General features: G+C 43.6%; 15 protein-coding genes. All 15 read left to right on the plus strand.

Annotated elements, in window-relative coordinates; translation table 11 throughout:
• Positions 1 to 386: 386 nt before the first annotated feature.
• The 15 genes from V4B18_RS01835 to V4B18_RS01905 all read left to right on the plus strand — a co-directional run bounded on the left by V4B18_RS01835 (position 387) and on the right by V4B18_RS01905 (position 13783).
• Positions 387 to 1367 (plus strand): phage protease, encoded by a 981-nt coding sequence (locus V4B18_RS01835; RefSeq protein ID WP_455476503.1) that lies wholly within the window; start codon positions 387 to 389, stop codon positions 1365 to 1367.
• Entirely contained in the window at positions 1364 to 1705 is a 342-nt protein-coding gene (locus tag V4B18_RS01840) for a hypothetical protein (RefSeq protein WP_455476156.1), read from the plus strand. The genes V4B18_RS01835 and V4B18_RS01840 overlap by 4 nt, the downstream gene beginning before the upstream one ends.
• A gap of 13 nt (positions 1706 to 1718) precedes the next feature.
• Complete coding sequence (locus V4B18_RS01845) at positions 1719 to 2684, plus strand: major capsid protein (RefSeq protein WP_455476157.1); 966 nt, start codon at positions 1719 to 1721, stop codon at positions 2682 to 2684.
• Positions 2685 to 2700: 16 nt separating this feature from the next.
• Positions 2701 to 3108, plus strand: coding sequence for a gp436 family protein (locus tag V4B18_RS01850; protein WP_455476158.1), 408 nt, complete (start codon positions 2701 to 2703; stop codon positions 3106 to 3108).
• The gene (locus V4B18_RS01855) at positions 3109 to 3603 is read left to right on the plus strand and encodes a phage virion morphogenesis protein (protein ID WP_455476159.1); all 495 of its coding nucleotides are present in this window, start codon (positions 3109 to 3111) and stop codon (positions 3601 to 3603) included.
• A complete protein-coding gene (locus V4B18_RS01860; protein WP_455476160.1) occupies positions 3600 to 4130 on the plus strand; it encodes a hypothetical protein in 531 nt (176 codons plus the stop codon). The genes V4B18_RS01855 and V4B18_RS01860 overlap by 4 nt, the downstream gene beginning before the upstream one ends.
• Positions 4120 to 4716 carry a baseplate assembly protein gene (locus V4B18_RS01865; RefSeq protein ID WP_455476161.1) on the plus strand — a complete coding sequence of 199 codons (597 nt, stop codon included), beginning with the start codon at positions 4120 to 4122 and terminating at the stop codon, positions 4714 to 4716. Before V4B18_RS01860 ends, V4B18_RS01865 begins: the two co-directional genes overlap by 11 nt.
• Positions 4717 to 4727: 11 nt before the next feature.
• The gene (locus tag V4B18_RS01870) at positions 4728 to 4910 is read left to right on the plus strand and encodes a hypothetical protein (protein ID WP_455476162.1); all 183 of its coding nucleotides are present in this window, start codon (positions 4728 to 4730) and stop codon (positions 4908 to 4910) included.
• Between the two features lie 3 nt (positions 4911 to 4913).
• Positions 4914 to 5300: a GPW/gp25 family protein gene (locus tag V4B18_RS01875; RefSeq protein ID WP_455476163.1), complete on the plus strand. Its 387-nt coding sequence runs from the start codon at positions 4914 to 4916 to the stop codon at positions 5298 to 5300.
• On the plus strand, positions 5287 to 6138 hold the full coding sequence (locus V4B18_RS01880; RefSeq protein ID WP_455476164.1) for a baseplate J/gp47 family protein: 852 nt from the start codon (positions 5287 to 5289) through the stop codon (positions 6136 to 6138). Before V4B18_RS01875 ends, V4B18_RS01880 begins: the two co-directional genes overlap by 14 nt.
• A complete protein-coding gene (locus tag V4B18_RS01885) occupies positions 6138 to 7244 on the plus strand; it encodes a phage tail protein (protein ID WP_455476165.1) in 1107 nt (368 codons plus the stop codon). The genes V4B18_RS01880 and V4B18_RS01885 overlap by 1 nt, the downstream gene beginning before the upstream one ends.
• Before the next feature lies 1 nt (position 7245).
• Positions 7246 to 10389 carry a DUF4815 domain-containing protein gene (locus V4B18_RS01890; RefSeq protein ID WP_455475514.1) on the plus strand — a complete coding sequence of 1048 codons (3144 nt, stop codon included), beginning with the start codon at positions 7246 to 7248 and terminating at the stop codon, positions 10387 to 10389.
• 12 nt (positions 10390 to 10401) lie between these two features.
• The gene (locus tag V4B18_RS01895) at positions 10402 to 11760 is read left to right on the plus strand and encodes a Bgr_08870 family protein (RefSeq protein ID WP_455476166.1); all 1359 of its coding nucleotides are present in this window, start codon (positions 10402 to 10404) and stop codon (positions 11758 to 11760) included.
• A gap of 218 nt (positions 11761 to 11978) precedes the next feature.
• The gene (locus V4B18_RS01900; RefSeq protein ID WP_455476167.1) at positions 11979 to 13268 is read left to right on the plus strand and encodes a phage tail sheath C-terminal domain-containing protein; all 1290 of its coding nucleotides are present in this window, start codon (positions 11979 to 11981) and stop codon (positions 13266 to 13268) included.
• The gene (locus tag V4B18_RS01905; protein ID WP_455475445.1) at positions 13265 to 13783 is read left to right on the plus strand and encodes a phage major tail tube protein; all 519 of its coding nucleotides are present in this window, start codon (positions 13265 to 13267) and stop codon (positions 13781 to 13783) included. Before V4B18_RS01900 ends, V4B18_RS01905 begins: the two co-directional genes overlap by 4 nt.
• Position 13784: the final 1 nt, after the last annotated feature.

Genomic DNA, 13784 nt, shown 5'->3' on the forward strand with positions numbered 1-13784 from the left:
AATAATGAGAGGATATAAGAAGGCGTGGAGGGCGGTCAACTCCCCGCAGATCCGATAAAATCGTTCTGGCAAAACTGGCTCACGCCTGAGTAACAATATAATATTTAAAAAGGAAAAAAGCAATTTTTTTAAAAATGGCTTGAGAGGCGGTTTTTCTGTGAGGTGATAGAATTACCCATATGAATTTATAATGGCGCTCTATCGCCTTTGAAGTGCCTTTGAAAACGATTTTATAAGAAGGTTTGGCACGGTATTTTATCTTAAAAGTGATAACACGTAAAAAGATGTTTTTTGGTCGTGCTGTTTTTACTGACAATGTCAGACTTATAGCGTGGACTGATTTCGTGCATTTATTGCCTATGATAATTGTAAAGCAATAGGCAATGATGGAACAAGAATTTCATAAAGAGCAAAACGATCATAGTGCTTGGTTGATAGACCTTTGCCAAGACATCTCAATCAAAAAGGCGCCTGAATGGGTACAACTTTTACCTAAAGCCCCTCATGTTAAGGCGCGTGATGGACGAGAATGGTACTATAACCCTCAAAAAATTTTAGAAGCTTTTGCTTCCAATAAAGGTCCCCTTGCTATTGATTATGAGCATGGGCAGCATTACCGCGCACGAAATGGTTTAGAAGCACCTGCTAGCGGTTGGATTGAAAAATTAGAGGAACGTGATGGTGCAATTTGGGGACAGGTTAAATGGACGAGTGCTGCAACACATAAAATTATCACCCAAGAATATCGTTACCTTTCCCCTGAGTTTAGGCATTCCAAGAATGGAGAGATTTTGGGATTAGCTGGCGCGGGGCTCGTGAATCGTCCCGCCCTTGTCATGACAGCTTTGAGCCGTCAACAATCTTTAACAACCCCGACGGAGAAAAACATGGATTTTACAGCTATTGCCAGTGCTCTATCATTGGCAGAAGATGCCATGCCTGATGAAATTTTGGCGGCTATTGCTACGCGTGAAAAGGAACGGGTAGCACTGACCAGCCAATTAACAGATATGCGCAATCACTTAACGCTTTTACAAGCAGAACAAAAAAACACTGCCATTGATAGCCTTTTAGATAAGGCCATTGAAGAGGGAAAGATTTTGCCTGCTGTTCGCGGGGAATATCGTGCGCTGTGTGCTCTTGAAGGGGGAATGGAGCATTTTCAAGCTTTGGTTGATAAATTGCCGGCTCTGGCATCAACAAGCTCATTAGAGTCCTCTGCTTTGGTACAAGAGCAAAAGCGTGCACCAGAAGATATTGCCCTTGCGGCACGCCAATATCAGCAAGAACAGGCGCAAAAAGGGTGTGTAATCACGATTAGCCAAGCTGTTGATTATATTTGTGAACAAAAGGAGAGCCAATCATGAGTACAACGATTTTAATTAAATCTTTTCACGTCAGTGATGTGATCTCGCCTTATTGCATTGTTGCGGCGCGCACTGATGGAATGGTTGCAACAGCTTCTGGTAAGACAGATAAACTCTTAGGCAGTGCTGGTTCTTTAGGAGCAAAAGCTGGTGACATGATTGATGTTGGCCAATGCGGCTGGGCAGAAGTGATCTGTGGGGGCAATGTTTCTTTTGGCGATTTTTTAACATCCGATCCAAAGGGGCGCGCTATTAAGGCTGAAGCAGCGGATCGCACCATTGGCGTTGCGATGAGTGACGGCTCGGCTGGTGATGTTATTTCTTTTAAAATTCTTTGAATTGGAGCCTATGATGAACAGACCATTTCCTATCGATCCTACGTTAACCGCCATAGCTATTGGTTATCACAATCCTGCGGGTTCTCTTATCGGTGATAAAGTTTTGCCACGCGTTTCTGTTTTAAATGAAGTTTTTAAATATAGTGAATTTCCGTTAGCGGAAAATTTTACAGTTCCTGAACTTGAGATTGGCCGTAAAGGGCGCCCAAATGTAGTAGAATTTTCAGCATTTGAGCGTGAAGCCAGTGTTAAAGATTATGGGCTTGATGATTTAATTCCCAATTCAGATATTGAAGCAGCGGCGCGCGCACGGGCAGAAAAACGAAGTCGTTATAACCCAGAAAAAACGGCTGTGGAAGGACTTGCTAATTTGCTAGAATTAGGGCGTGAAGTGCGTGTTGCGGAACTTGTGCAAAATAGTAAAAATTATGCACCAGAGCGGGTTATCGATCTTAAGGGAGAAGAGAAGTTTAGCGACTATGATAAATCGGATCCTTATGCCGTTTTAGATGAGGCAATGGATAAAAGTTTGGTTTATACGCCCAATACCATTGTCATGGGTAAAATTGTTTGGTCAAAACTCAAACGCCATCCCAAAATCATTAAAGCCATTAAAGGTGGTGGCACTGCCGATGGTTTTGTCACTAAGGCACAGTTTGCTGATCTCATGGAAATTCATCCAGAGCGTTTGTTGATTGGTGAATCGCAGGTGAATTTGGCTCGTAAAGGGCGTGCAGCGCGATTGGCGCGCGTTTGGGGTAACAAGATTGCGCTGCTTTATATTGATCCAACCAAGCAACAGGCTGATGGATCTGTGATTAGCTGGGGCTTTAGTGCTCAACTAGGCGAGCGTTTATCAGGAGTGATCCATGACCCAGATATTGGCTTGTCGGGTGGTAAACGGGTTCGTGTAGGGGAACGCGTGTGTGAATTGGTCGCGGCAAAAGATGCCGGAGTCTTGTTGCAAGAGGTTGTTTAAGGAAAGCTCTTAACACATGGCTTATGCAAACAAAAGATTGATTGAAGAGTTATGGGGCAATGAGTTCTTGACCAATTTGTGTGGGGAGAGCGAGAATCCAGATCAGGCAATTGCTCGTGCTTTAGAACAGGCAAGTGGTGAGATTGATGTTCATTTGTCCCACCGCTATCAAGTGCCGATCGCAGGTCAACCTGCGGCTTTAAGCATGATTAGCGTTAATATTGCCGTTTATAATTTGGCTATTCGCCATACGGAGTTAACCACCACAATTGAAGATCGTTATAAACAAGCGGTTGATCTCCTCAAACGCATTGCAGAAGGCAAAGCAGGTTTAGGCGCTGATGAGCCTAAAGTTATGAGTGAAGATGGGCCTGTTCGTTATGGTGCTTTTTTTCATGCTAAGCCGCGTGTTATGGGGCGATAAATGAGTATTTCAACCTCTATTGAGATTCAGGAAACAGGGCTTAAAGCGGCTTTATCGTTTTTACAAAAAAATGCTTCTGTCTCTATGGGAACTTTAGCACAAGGAGTTGGTCGCTTAATTCAAGAAAGTACGCGGCGGCGTCTTCAAAGTGAAAAAACTTCTCCTCAAGGAGTAAAATGGAAAAGCAATCACGCCAACACATCGATTCTTTTTGCTAGCGGAGCGTTATCACGCTCCATTGATATGGTAGCATCACCAGAGAAAGTGGTTGTGGGAAGTGGATTGGTTTATGCTCGTATTCATCAACTTGGTGGGGTCATTCGTCCCAAAAATGGCAAAACTCTTCGCTTTTCTCTTGCGAGCAGCACAGCACATCGCTTTGTCTCAGTGCATCATGTAACGATGCCTGCGCGCCCTTATTTAGGACTTTCAAAACAAAATAAAATTGAAATTGTTAAAGCAGCAAAAGATTGGCTGCAGAGGACTTATTCATGACCAAAGTCATCGATACTGCGGGACGTATCAATCAATTTCGTCAATCCGTAAAAAATACTTTTCAGAACGCTTTACCCAATATACGTGACTGCAGCTGTCAATTTGGTCGTTTTAATTTGGAAGAACTCGAAACACAGATGCTTGTTGCCCCAGCAATACGCATTGCTGTTTTAGCAAGTCGATTTACTTCTGTGGAAAGTGGGCAGCAAAGTGCAGCTCTCCATTTAGGTGCTTTTGTTGTTACTACGGGAAAAGAGCGTGATAGCCAAAGTTGGCTGTTAGCAGAAGCCATTGCAGTTCTTTGTCATAGTGGGCAGTTGTGGGGATTGACGGGTTTAACTGCACCCCGTGAGGTGCAGATTGAACCTGTTATTTCAGCGGCTATTAAGCAACGTGGTGTGGCTATTAGTGTCGTTGAATGGCATCAAGATTTGCATCGTTTGGGAGAAAATATTTTTTGCGATGAAGGAGCAAAGCAGCTCAAAAGTGGGCTCATCTCTTTAGAAAATGAGGCTCATGATGAATGATGCTTATCTCCTGAGTCACACTTTTCGGCAAATTATGAAGCGTCTTGATGCGCTTGAACGCTGTCTTGCCAACCAGCACATGATTGGGCGTGTTGCAGAAGTTGATGGCCATAGAGTGCGGGTGAAAATTTCACCTATCGGTGCTGATGGGCAAGTGGTTTTGTCGCCTTGGCTACAAGCTCAAGAAGCGGCAGGTGCTGTTTCAAGCAATACGCCGCTGAACATTGGAGATCCGGTTCGGTTGTTTAACCCTCATGGTGAAATTAGCTCTGCTTCTTTGGTGGTGCGCGATAGTTATAGCGATAATGCGCCCAATCCTGCACGACATCCACAAGAGTTTGCACTGTGTTATGCAGGTGGAGCACTACGCATAACAAAGGATGAGCTTATTCTTTCTCATGGTGAAAACAAAATACATTTACGTGCTGAAGGGATTAAAATTTGTCATCAATCGACCCGTCTTGAACTTACGGATAGCGTACAAATTAAAGCAAAAGATTTACAACACAATCAAATATCTGTTGGGGCAAACCACAAACATGGTGGCGTAAAAATCGGCCCTTCGACAACATCTTATCCCATTTAAAGGAGCTTATGATGAGCCAAAAAATCTATGTTATTTTAACCAATGCAGATTTTGTAGCAGGCAGTCGTTCATTGGGCAAAGGCGAGGAGATTTGTTTAAGCGATGAAGCGGCTAAATACCCGTTGCTTCTTGGTCAAATTGCCGAAAAATCCCCCTTAGTAGTTTCTTCAGGAAAGGCGACCAAAGGCGCTTAAGTCATGCGTTGTGGGATTAGTGAAAAGGATGGGTCTTTATTGTATGGTTGGGATCACTGCCAACAATCCATCCGTAAATGTTTGACGACGAGGATTGGGTCACGCGTTTTGCGTCGCCATTATGGTTGTGATGTTCCTGCATTCCAAGATGCCAATGCAGATCCTGCCACGATTATGCAGCTTTATCAATCAATCGTTCAAGCTTTGGATGATCCTGAATGTGGAGAGCCTGGATTTTCTTTACAAAGGATTGATCTGACAAAGGCAACGCGTGAGGGTACATTTCACTTTGTTTTAAGGGGTATTTTTTATCCCGACGGTCATTTAGGCGATTGGTCGCATAAGGAGCCAGTGACAGTCAATTTAGAGGTTCGCCATGACGAATTTTGAAGATTTGCCCCTTCCAAAAGTGATTGAAGAGCTTTCTGTTGAGGATATTTTGAAGCAAAAAAGTGCGCGTTTAACAAAGCTTTTTGCCGCTCATAATATGCCTTATAATGTAGAAAAAACCGCGTATGATCCAACAGTTATTCAATTACAAGCGGCTGCTTATGAAGAGCTTTTATTGCGTCAACGGATAAATGAAGTTGCGCGGGATAATTTATTAAGTTTTGCGCGAGAAACAAGCTTAGATCATTTGGGCGATTTTCATGGAGTGGAACGCCTTTTGGATGAAGATGATGAACGTTATCGTCGCCGTATTCGCTTGAATAGACAAGGACATTCAACAGGTGGTACAGCTCCACGTTATCAATATTTTGCTTTATCATGCGATATTCGTGTCAAAGACGCTTTTGTTTATCGTTTGAATAAAAGCCCAGTCATTTATGTTGCTCTCTTTAGTGATAGTCCGTCAGGTATAGCTGATGATGCTTTAATAGCTAAAGTACAGGCTGCTCTTGATGACAAAAACGTTAAAATGACTAATGACCATATCTTAGTGAAAAGTGCGGTGAAGCGGATTATAGATGTTACTGCCGATATTTGGCTTTTGCCAAATTTTGCTCCGCTTGTTTTGGAAAGAGCAAGTAAAAATTTAAGGGAAGAATGGACGCAAACTCAAAAGCTTGGACGGGATCTTTCTTTGAGTTGGATTATAAGCCGTCTCATGGTTGACGGCGTTCATCACGTAACCTTAGCACAACCATTAGCGGATATTCTGATAGCGCCTGATGAGGCTATCGCTTTAGGAGATATCAATCTTTATGAGCGGAGGCATGCTTATTAATGTTTCAGTTGCCTCTTCCACCTAATTCGAGTTTATTTGAGCGTTGCTTAGCAGAAGCGATGGCATTTGATCCACAGGTAAAAAATGCCATAGAAGAAATCGTACGTGCTAAATTCGTAATACGTCCACCTTCTTGGTTGCCTTATTTAGTCGATGAATATGGTTTACAAGAGTTAGAACCTTATTTTTTAAACCGTTATGATCTTATCGACCAAGGACTTGAATGGCAGCAGGTACGAGGCTCATTAGCAGCCATTGATATGGGGCTGGCATGGCTAGAACTTTCAGCGCATTTTACCCCAGCATGGTCAAGGCGCGTGTGGTGGAATTCTTTTCAGCTTGATTTTGACAGCTTACCTGAACAAAGCCAACTTGAAACAATTTTGGCGATTACAAACCTGTCTAAAAGTTTGCGTTCTGATTTTCGACGTGCCACCCATGGTTATAGCGTTGGGGCTGTTGAAGGTAACATGTCAAGGCTCGACAATGCACTGCTTGATCGCGAGAGCGGCGTGCGCATGGTGCCAAGTAATACGCTGTTTTCTTTTGGGCAAGAGGTAGAGGTCAATCACACTCTATGTCAAGCAGAGGGCAAACTTATTGGCAATTGGATAGATGATATTGATGAAGAGATCAGTTGGGAAAAGCTTCATTATTCATGGGAGGGTGCGAACTTTCCTTGGGTATCCGTTAAACGGCATGAGCGTGATGTCTTGTTGGCGGAATGGTTTCGAAATCAAATCCTTTATCTTGTTTTGAGAGATGAAGAGAATGTTGTCATTGGCATTCGCAGGTGCAACATTGTCCAGCCTGTGGAACAGGCATTAGATGGAGTTTACAGCTATTCAGGCGAGAGATTGAAGCCCTCAACAACCGGCACAATGGTCTTAATGGCTGCTCGGACAGATTTTCATGATGTTGATGGTAAGCAGGCAGCTTCTGTTTCTGTTTTAGTGGGGGCTACTCCAGCAAAAGATGTGCCTTTGGGAAAGCTGTGGCTTAGAGCAGATGAACTTACTGGTGGTGTTGAGATACTCAAAACTTCCCTCAATATTCTTTTACGTGCCGATGTTCGGGAACAATTTAATATTTTACTGGAGTTTTAACATGCAACATGAAAGTGGTTTGCCATCCGCAATCGATAGGTCTGTGGGCAGAAATGAACAACAAAGTGTTGTGTTTTATGGAGAGCGTTCTTTTCTTCAAAGCGGCGAGTTGAACGAGATGCAAACAATCATCAGAGGGCGTCATGATCGCTTAGGACGATTGGTGGCAAAAGAAGGTGATCGCATTGAGCGTGCTGATGCTTTTGTAAACAAAGACAGCCAAACTGTTACTTTAACGGATGGTAAGATTTTTATTGCAGGGGATATTTTTCCAGTCTCAGGAGCTGTTTTAGAGAATGTTTCCATGGTTGGTCGCATTGAAATCGGTGTGAAACTGCAAAAGCAGTGGATCACACATGAGGATGATCCCCAGTTGTTGGGTCAAGTTGCGGGAACATTGGCAGAAGGTGAACCAGGGGCAGCACGCGAGACCGTCAAGCTGGTCTGGGCACTTAAAGAGGATCCTCAAGAAGGGGCTTTTTTCCCTGTTTATGTGCTGCAAGATGGCATTTTGATTGATCAAAAATCGCCATCACTGCTTGAGCCGGCGATGCAAGCCATTGCAACCTACGATCGCGCCCATGGACACTATATTGTCAGGGGTTGCCGCGTAACAGCTTTGGGCAAAAAGGAACAAAGCCAAGTTTTCAGTATTCAAGAAGGGGAAGCCAATATTAGTGGTTTTAAACGCAAGCGTCTTGCGGCTTTGAGATACGAGGAACTGGAAGATTTTTCTGAAGGGGTTGTTCCAAGTGAAACGCATATTTTTTCGCCAAAGCAAGGGGAAACAAGTTTTACCTTTAAACCCTATTACTTTCCTGTTGCCACCATTCATTCTCTTTTGCTGACCAAAGAAAAAACTGTGAATGTAACACGGGGTGCAGTGGCTTCAGGACGTGATGGCGTGCCTGATAAAAGTATCACGTCGTTTCTTAAAGTCATCCAAGAGAATAAGGAGTTTAAAGAAGGCACTGATTTTAAAAAAACCGGTGACACGATCGATTGGGGGCTGGCTGGTGATGAGCCTCTTCCGGGAAGTGTTTACACCGTAACCTACCACTATCGTTCACCAATTACCGCTGATAAAGTCACCGCGCAAGAAATCACTGTCTCAGATGGTGCACAAGGGGGTGATATCATTGTCAGTTATACGTATAAATTACCCCGCATTGATCGGATTGGTCTAAATACGCAAGGCACAGTGGTTTATATCAAAGGGGTTTCAGCTGATGATCCTATGGCACCTAGTGTTCCTGATGATGTGTTGTCTTTAGCGACGATCACCAATAATTGGATGGATGTGCCCGTTGTCAAAAATGACGGCACCCGGGTTGCTCCTTATGATGAGATGTGGCGCTATTTTCAGCGTGTTCTCTCCCTTGACCGTCTCATGCAGTTAGAGCGGATTAAAAGCAATGTTGATGCAAAAGAGCCTGTTGCAAAAAAAGGAATGTTTGTCGATCCTTTCCTTGATGACTCTTACAGAGATGAGGGATTTTCGCAAACAGGTGCCATTGGGTATGGCATTTTACAGCTTGCCATTGAGCCAACATTTTACACTGCTCCTTTACACTCTCCTGTCACCCTTGATTGGGACAATGAAGTCATCATTGCACAAGAATTGAGGACGGCTTGCGAAAAAATCAATCCTTATCAAAATTTTGCACCACTTCCCGGTAGGCTCACCCTGAACCCCGCTACAGATTTTTGGCATGTACAGCGCACCGATTGGCTTTCAAGTGTGACCAATCAATTGAATGTGGGTTGGCATCGTGGCAGCACTATCCGAACAACAGAAACAAAAGATGAATTGGTCAATGCCCACCAAGAGCAAATAGAATTCTTAAGACCAATTGACCTTGGCTTTAAAATTGAAGGTTTTGGCAAAGGAGAAATCTTGGAAAGCTTGACCTTTGATGGCGTCAATGTTTTGCCAAAGAGTCGTCTCGTTGCTGATGCCAAGGGAACCCTTGAAGGGACATTGAAGATTCCTGAAAACATTACTGCAGGAACAAAAAATGTTGTGGCGCGGGGCAAAGGGGGAACAACTGCAACGGGTCTTTTTACAGGGCAAGGCGTGATTGATGTCCAAGTCATGCGGCGGACAACAACGGTGCGGATATGGACACAATTTGATCCGCAAGCGCAAGTGTTCATCCCCGATGAAACACGGCAAATAACCGGTGTTGATTTTTACCTTTGTAAAATTGGTGATCCCGCGCATGATTTGGTGATTGATTTAGTGACGACAGAAAATGGCACTCCTACAGCTGATATTCAAGCGCAAACATTTTATTCCATGAACGAGGCAAAGACAGGTTGGGTGGGGGCACGCTATGATATACCATTGACAGTGTCTAATGATCGCTTAACAGCGTTTGTCATTAAGACCGATGACGGTAATCACTCTATTGCTTTAGCCAAACTTGGAGATTTTGACGAAGAAAAGCAAAGAGTTGTCTCAAGCCACCCTTATGTAACGGGTCCGCGTTTTTCTTCTGTTAATGCGCGAAGCTGGACAGCCCATCAAGATGAGGCCTTAACCTTTCGTGTGTTAGCAGCACGTTATACACAAACAGAAAAAGTTGTCGATTTAGGAGAGTTCGATCTTGTTGATTGCTCAGATTTACAAGTGCGGGCAGCAATAGAATTGCCTTCCAGTGATTGTTCTGTTGTGTTTGAGATTGAAAGAAACAATGGCACAGTCTACCAGCTTCTCCCGTTTCAATTACTCAGTTTAACAGAATATATCAGCGAAAAAGTTCAACTCCGTGCTGTTCTCAAGGGGACTGAAAAGCTCTCGCCTGTGTTATTTGCTCCAGTTCAATTGATTGCCGGAAAAATTAACAAGCAAGCCACCTATGTTACTCGCGCTTTTGCTTTTGGTGAAAGATCAAAGCTCACCAGTTATATCAAAAGCTTTTTGCCGGGTGGTTCATCCTTCAGCATGGATATTCAATTCGATGATGGTGCTTTTGTTCCGTTGAAGTTGGAGGAGACAGAGCAACTTGCTGAACCGCTTTGGGTGGAGCGAAAATTTATCAGTGATAACAAAACAGCCAAACAAGCACGGTTGAAATTAACACTTACGGGTAGCCCTGCAGCGCGCTCGATGGTGCGTGATTTTGGTGCAGGCATACTGTAATTGGAGAAAAAGATGGCAAAAACAAAAAAGTTAGAGATGGAATTGCCTCAAGAAGGTCGTTTTATCAGTTCTGAATTTCCAATTTTGCGTGAAAACCTCACAAAAATTGACCAAGCCATTGCGGATATTGAAGAACAAGCAAACGAAAAAGCACCTTTACAACATATACATATGATAAGCGATGTTACAGGTCTTGAGACAGCTCTCAAAGACAAGATGCCTGCGGACAAAACCTTTACTTTTGCTGATTTGAGCGATGTAGAGGGCGCACAAGATGCGGCTAATAATTATGTTCTCTACAAGTCAAGCAATAATCATTTTACCTTTGGCAGTGCGATCTCGTTGTTAGGTGCTCATCAGCATAAGACTGAAGATATTGTTGGGCTTGATGACTTTAGAGCCAAGATTAATGAAGATCTGACAAGCTATGGTCGTTTAGCGACTCCCAATGAATGGCACAATTACAATAAATTTAACAACAAAGTGACCATTAGTGGTATCTTAGAACTGTTGGGCAATTCATCCTTGAACCTCACTCATAATGGTGAAGTGGTCATCAGTTTAAGTGCAACAGGAAGCACATTGAAAGGACCACTCAAAGTGGATGGTGATTTTGTCTGTACAAAACCAGAAGCAGATGCCCTCAAGCAAGAAATAAAAAAAATCAACAATGCTTTGACTGATAAACTCATTAATTGGTCTGCGCTTGCTGATGCTGAATTTCTGTATAGGCAAGATGGAAAAATTCAATGGCCAGATTGGGTGACAGATCAAACCAAAGTTGAGATTCAAGCATGGGGTGGCGGCGGTAGTGGTGGTGGAGCTGATACTCCATGTTTGGGTGGAGGAGGTGGAGGAGGCGGTTGTACAGTGTGGTATGGCTATAAAATTAGTTTAACTGGTCATGAGGATATCACAATTGGTTTAGGGGGAAGTTCTGTGGCATCGCGCGGTGCGGTTGGCAATTCTGGAAGAACAACAGTCATTGGAAAGGATTTTCTTACTGCTACAGGAGGACGTGGGGGTGGTGGTGCTCGTTATTCCAACTCATCCAACTACTCTACAGGACGTGGTGGTGTTGGAGGCATTGGTGGAAACTTTGGTTTGGCAACCGACGAGCACCTAGGAATTGCCAAAGGGGGAAATGGCTACAATGGGGCTAGTGGAGGCTATAGAAGTGTAAGTGGTTATGGGGGGGATGCTGGAGGTGATACATCAAGAGGCGGATCTGGAGGAGTAGGATATGGTACTTATACTTCAGGAAAAGGAGGACGTGGTTTTGGGGGTGGCGGAGCTGGTGCTCATGCGGATTCTTCTTTAAGTGGTGCTGGAGCTGATGGCGCTGTCCTCATAAGATTGTGGAAAGAGTGAATGGATGCACGATTAAGCAAAGATATGGCACGGTTAAGCTGACGGCTCTTAATATTATGGAGCTTAAAGTATGATGAAGCTTAAAGGCTTGTATTCTTCTTTTAAAGTCTTGTTTATAGAGTTTGAAAAGCCTTTTTAAAAGTTTTTTACTGACAATGTCAGGCTTATGCTATTCGTGCGTTTATGGTTATTTTCTCTTCATTGATTTGGAGAGCAAAATGGCAGAAGAATTTAATCATGGTATACGTATTCTTGAGGCAGGCGAAGATTCTCGGCCTTTGACAACATTCGATCAAACCGCCATTGGTGTTGTTGTAACGGCACCTGATGCCGATGCACAAACTTATCCGCTCAACGAGCCTGTGCTTCTTTTTACTCATGAAGGGGATAAAATCAAAAAGCTTGGACAAAAAGGGACAGCGCTTGATGTAATTAACGCTGTGTGTGCGCAAGGGATAGAGGCTAAAATTATTCTCGTGCGTGTGGAAGAAAAGTCCAAAATTTCTGAGACACAGACTGCAATGATTGGCTCAAACACTGCTTTGACTGGTGTGCATGCCTTAGCGCATGCGCGTGGTCATTTAGGGGTTGAGCCTGGAATTTTACTAGCACCAGCTTATAGTGCTGGACGGGTTGATAATGCCAAAAACCCTGTAGCTGATGCGCTTGAACAAGTTGCTGAAAAGCTGCAAGCAATTGCGATTTTTGATACAGGCGGCAAAAACACTGAAGAAAGTCTTGCTTTTCGTGCTGATTTTTCCTCACGTTTTTGTTACCTGATTGATCCGTTTGTCCGTGTTGCAGATCATGATGGTGGTTTGAGTATTAAACCTGCAAGTCCTTTTGCAGCAGCCATGTTTCTCAAACGAGATAAGCAAAAGGGAGGTGTTTTTTGGTCGCCTTCCAACCAAGATGTCAAAGGCATTTTAGGAACAGCACGGCCTATTAGCTATTTTGATGGCGAAATTGATCATGAGGCAAACCGCCTTAATCAAGCTGATATTGCAACCTTTATTCCTGCACGGCTTAGCCAAAATGCGCAAGGGCAGCTTGCGGCTAATGGACGCATTTTATGGGGCAATCATACCACATCCAGTGATCCACTTTGGCGCTTTGTCAATGTCGTGCGAACGCGTGCAGCCATTGAAAAAACCATTATTAATAGTTTCCGCCCTTGGGCAAATGATGAGAACCTTACAGGCCAACATGTTCTTGCCATTACCCGCAGTCTCACGCAGTTTTTAGATGATATGATTGCCCGTGGAGCACTTTTGGGAGGACGTGTTTGGTTTGACCGCGATTTAAATTCGAACAGCAATTTACAATTAGGAAAGTTACGAGTGGAATTTGATGCGGAGGAAGTCCCTCCTTTAGAAGATTTAAGTTTTGGCAGTCGCCGCAATAGCGCTTATTTTAATCGATTGGCTGAAGATATCCAAAACAAGATGACCTATCAATTTGGCGATAATATTGACATTTATCGCAATGCAGCAAGGAAGACAGCATGACTTTGAGAATTGTTCGCGGTTTTACATTGATTGTCGATGATGATACCAATCTTCATTTAGACCTTGAAACATTAAAACTCCCCACTTTAGAAGAAATCACAGAAACTTATCAGCCTGGTGGTTCTGATATGCAGATTGATGTTGGGGGTCTTGGGGTTAAAGCTTTTGGCTTGCAAATGAAAATTCGCAGCCACACCCCAGAAGTTATTGGCATCTTTGGAGGTGCCCCTGGAGTTCGTCATAAATTCACCGGCAAAAAATATGTGGTTTCTGAAGAAGATGGGCGCGAGCATGAACATTCCATCGATGTTACAGGGCGTTTAGTCAAGGTCGATAGCGAAGGTCTGTCTGGTGGGAAAGCGACCGGTTATGATTGCGAGATTAAAAATATTTGGGATTATACCGAATATTGGGACAGTACTGTCCTTCATCGTTTTTCTTTTAAGCGGGGCGGTTGGCTTGTGCGTAACGGTCAAGAGATTGGCTCTCGCCGACGTTCTATTCTCAATTTGTAAG

This window comes from Bartonella sp. B17 (genome assembly GCF_053795755.1).

Coding starts and splice junctions, on each gene's coding strand:
- V4B18_RS01900 (WP_455476167.1), top strand. CDS start 11,979: ATGGCAGAAGAATTTAATCATGGTATACGTATTCTTGAGGCAGGCGAA.
- V4B18_RS01885 (WP_455476165.1), top strand. CDS start 6,138: ATGTTTCAGTTGCCTCTTCCACCTAATTCGAGTTTATTTGAGCGTTGC.
- V4B18_RS01880 (WP_455476164.1), top strand. CDS start 5,287: ATGACGAATTTTGAAGATTTGCCCCTTCCAAAAGTGATTGAAGAGCTT.
- V4B18_RS01875 (WP_455476163.1), top strand. CDS start 4,914: ATGCGTTGTGGGATTAGTGAAAAGGATGGGTCTTTATTGTATGGTTGG.
- V4B18_RS01870 (WP_455476162.1), top strand. CDS start 4,728: ATGAGCCAAAAAATCTATGTTATTTTAACCAATGCAGATTTTGTAGCA.
- V4B18_RS01845 (WP_455476157.1), top strand. CDS start 1,719: ATGAACAGACCATTTCCTATCGATCCTACGTTAACCGCCATAGCTATT.
- V4B18_RS01895 (WP_455476166.1), top strand. CDS start 10,402: ATGGCAAAAACAAAAAAGTTAGAGATGGAATTGCCTCAAGAAGGTCGT.
- V4B18_RS01905 (WP_455475445.1), top strand. CDS start 13,265: ATGACTTTGAGAATTGTTCGCGGTTTTACATTGATTGTCGATGATGAT.
- V4B18_RS01890 (WP_455475514.1), top strand. CDS start 7,246: ATGCAACATGAAAGTGGTTTGCCATCCGCAATCGATAGGTCTGTGGGC.
- V4B18_RS01835 (WP_455476503.1), top strand. CDS start 387: ATGGAACAAGAATTTCATAAAGAGCAAAACGATCATAGTGCTTGGTTG.
- V4B18_RS01850 (WP_455476158.1), top strand. CDS start 2,701: ATGGCTTATGCAAACAAAAGATTGATTGAAGAGTTATGGGGCAATGAG.
- V4B18_RS01840 (WP_455476156.1), top strand. CDS start 1,364: ATGAGTACAACGATTTTAATTAAATCTTTTCACGTCAGTGATGTGATC.
- V4B18_RS01860 (WP_455476160.1), top strand. CDS start 3,600: ATGACCAAAGTCATCGATACTGCGGGACGTATCAATCAATTTCGTCAA.
- V4B18_RS01855 (WP_455476159.1), top strand. CDS start 3,109: ATGAGTATTTCAACCTCTATTGAGATTCAGGAAACAGGGCTTAAAGCG.
- V4B18_RS01865 (WP_455476161.1), top strand. CDS start 4,120: ATGATGAATGATGCTTATCTCCTGAGTCACACTTTTCGGCAAATTATG.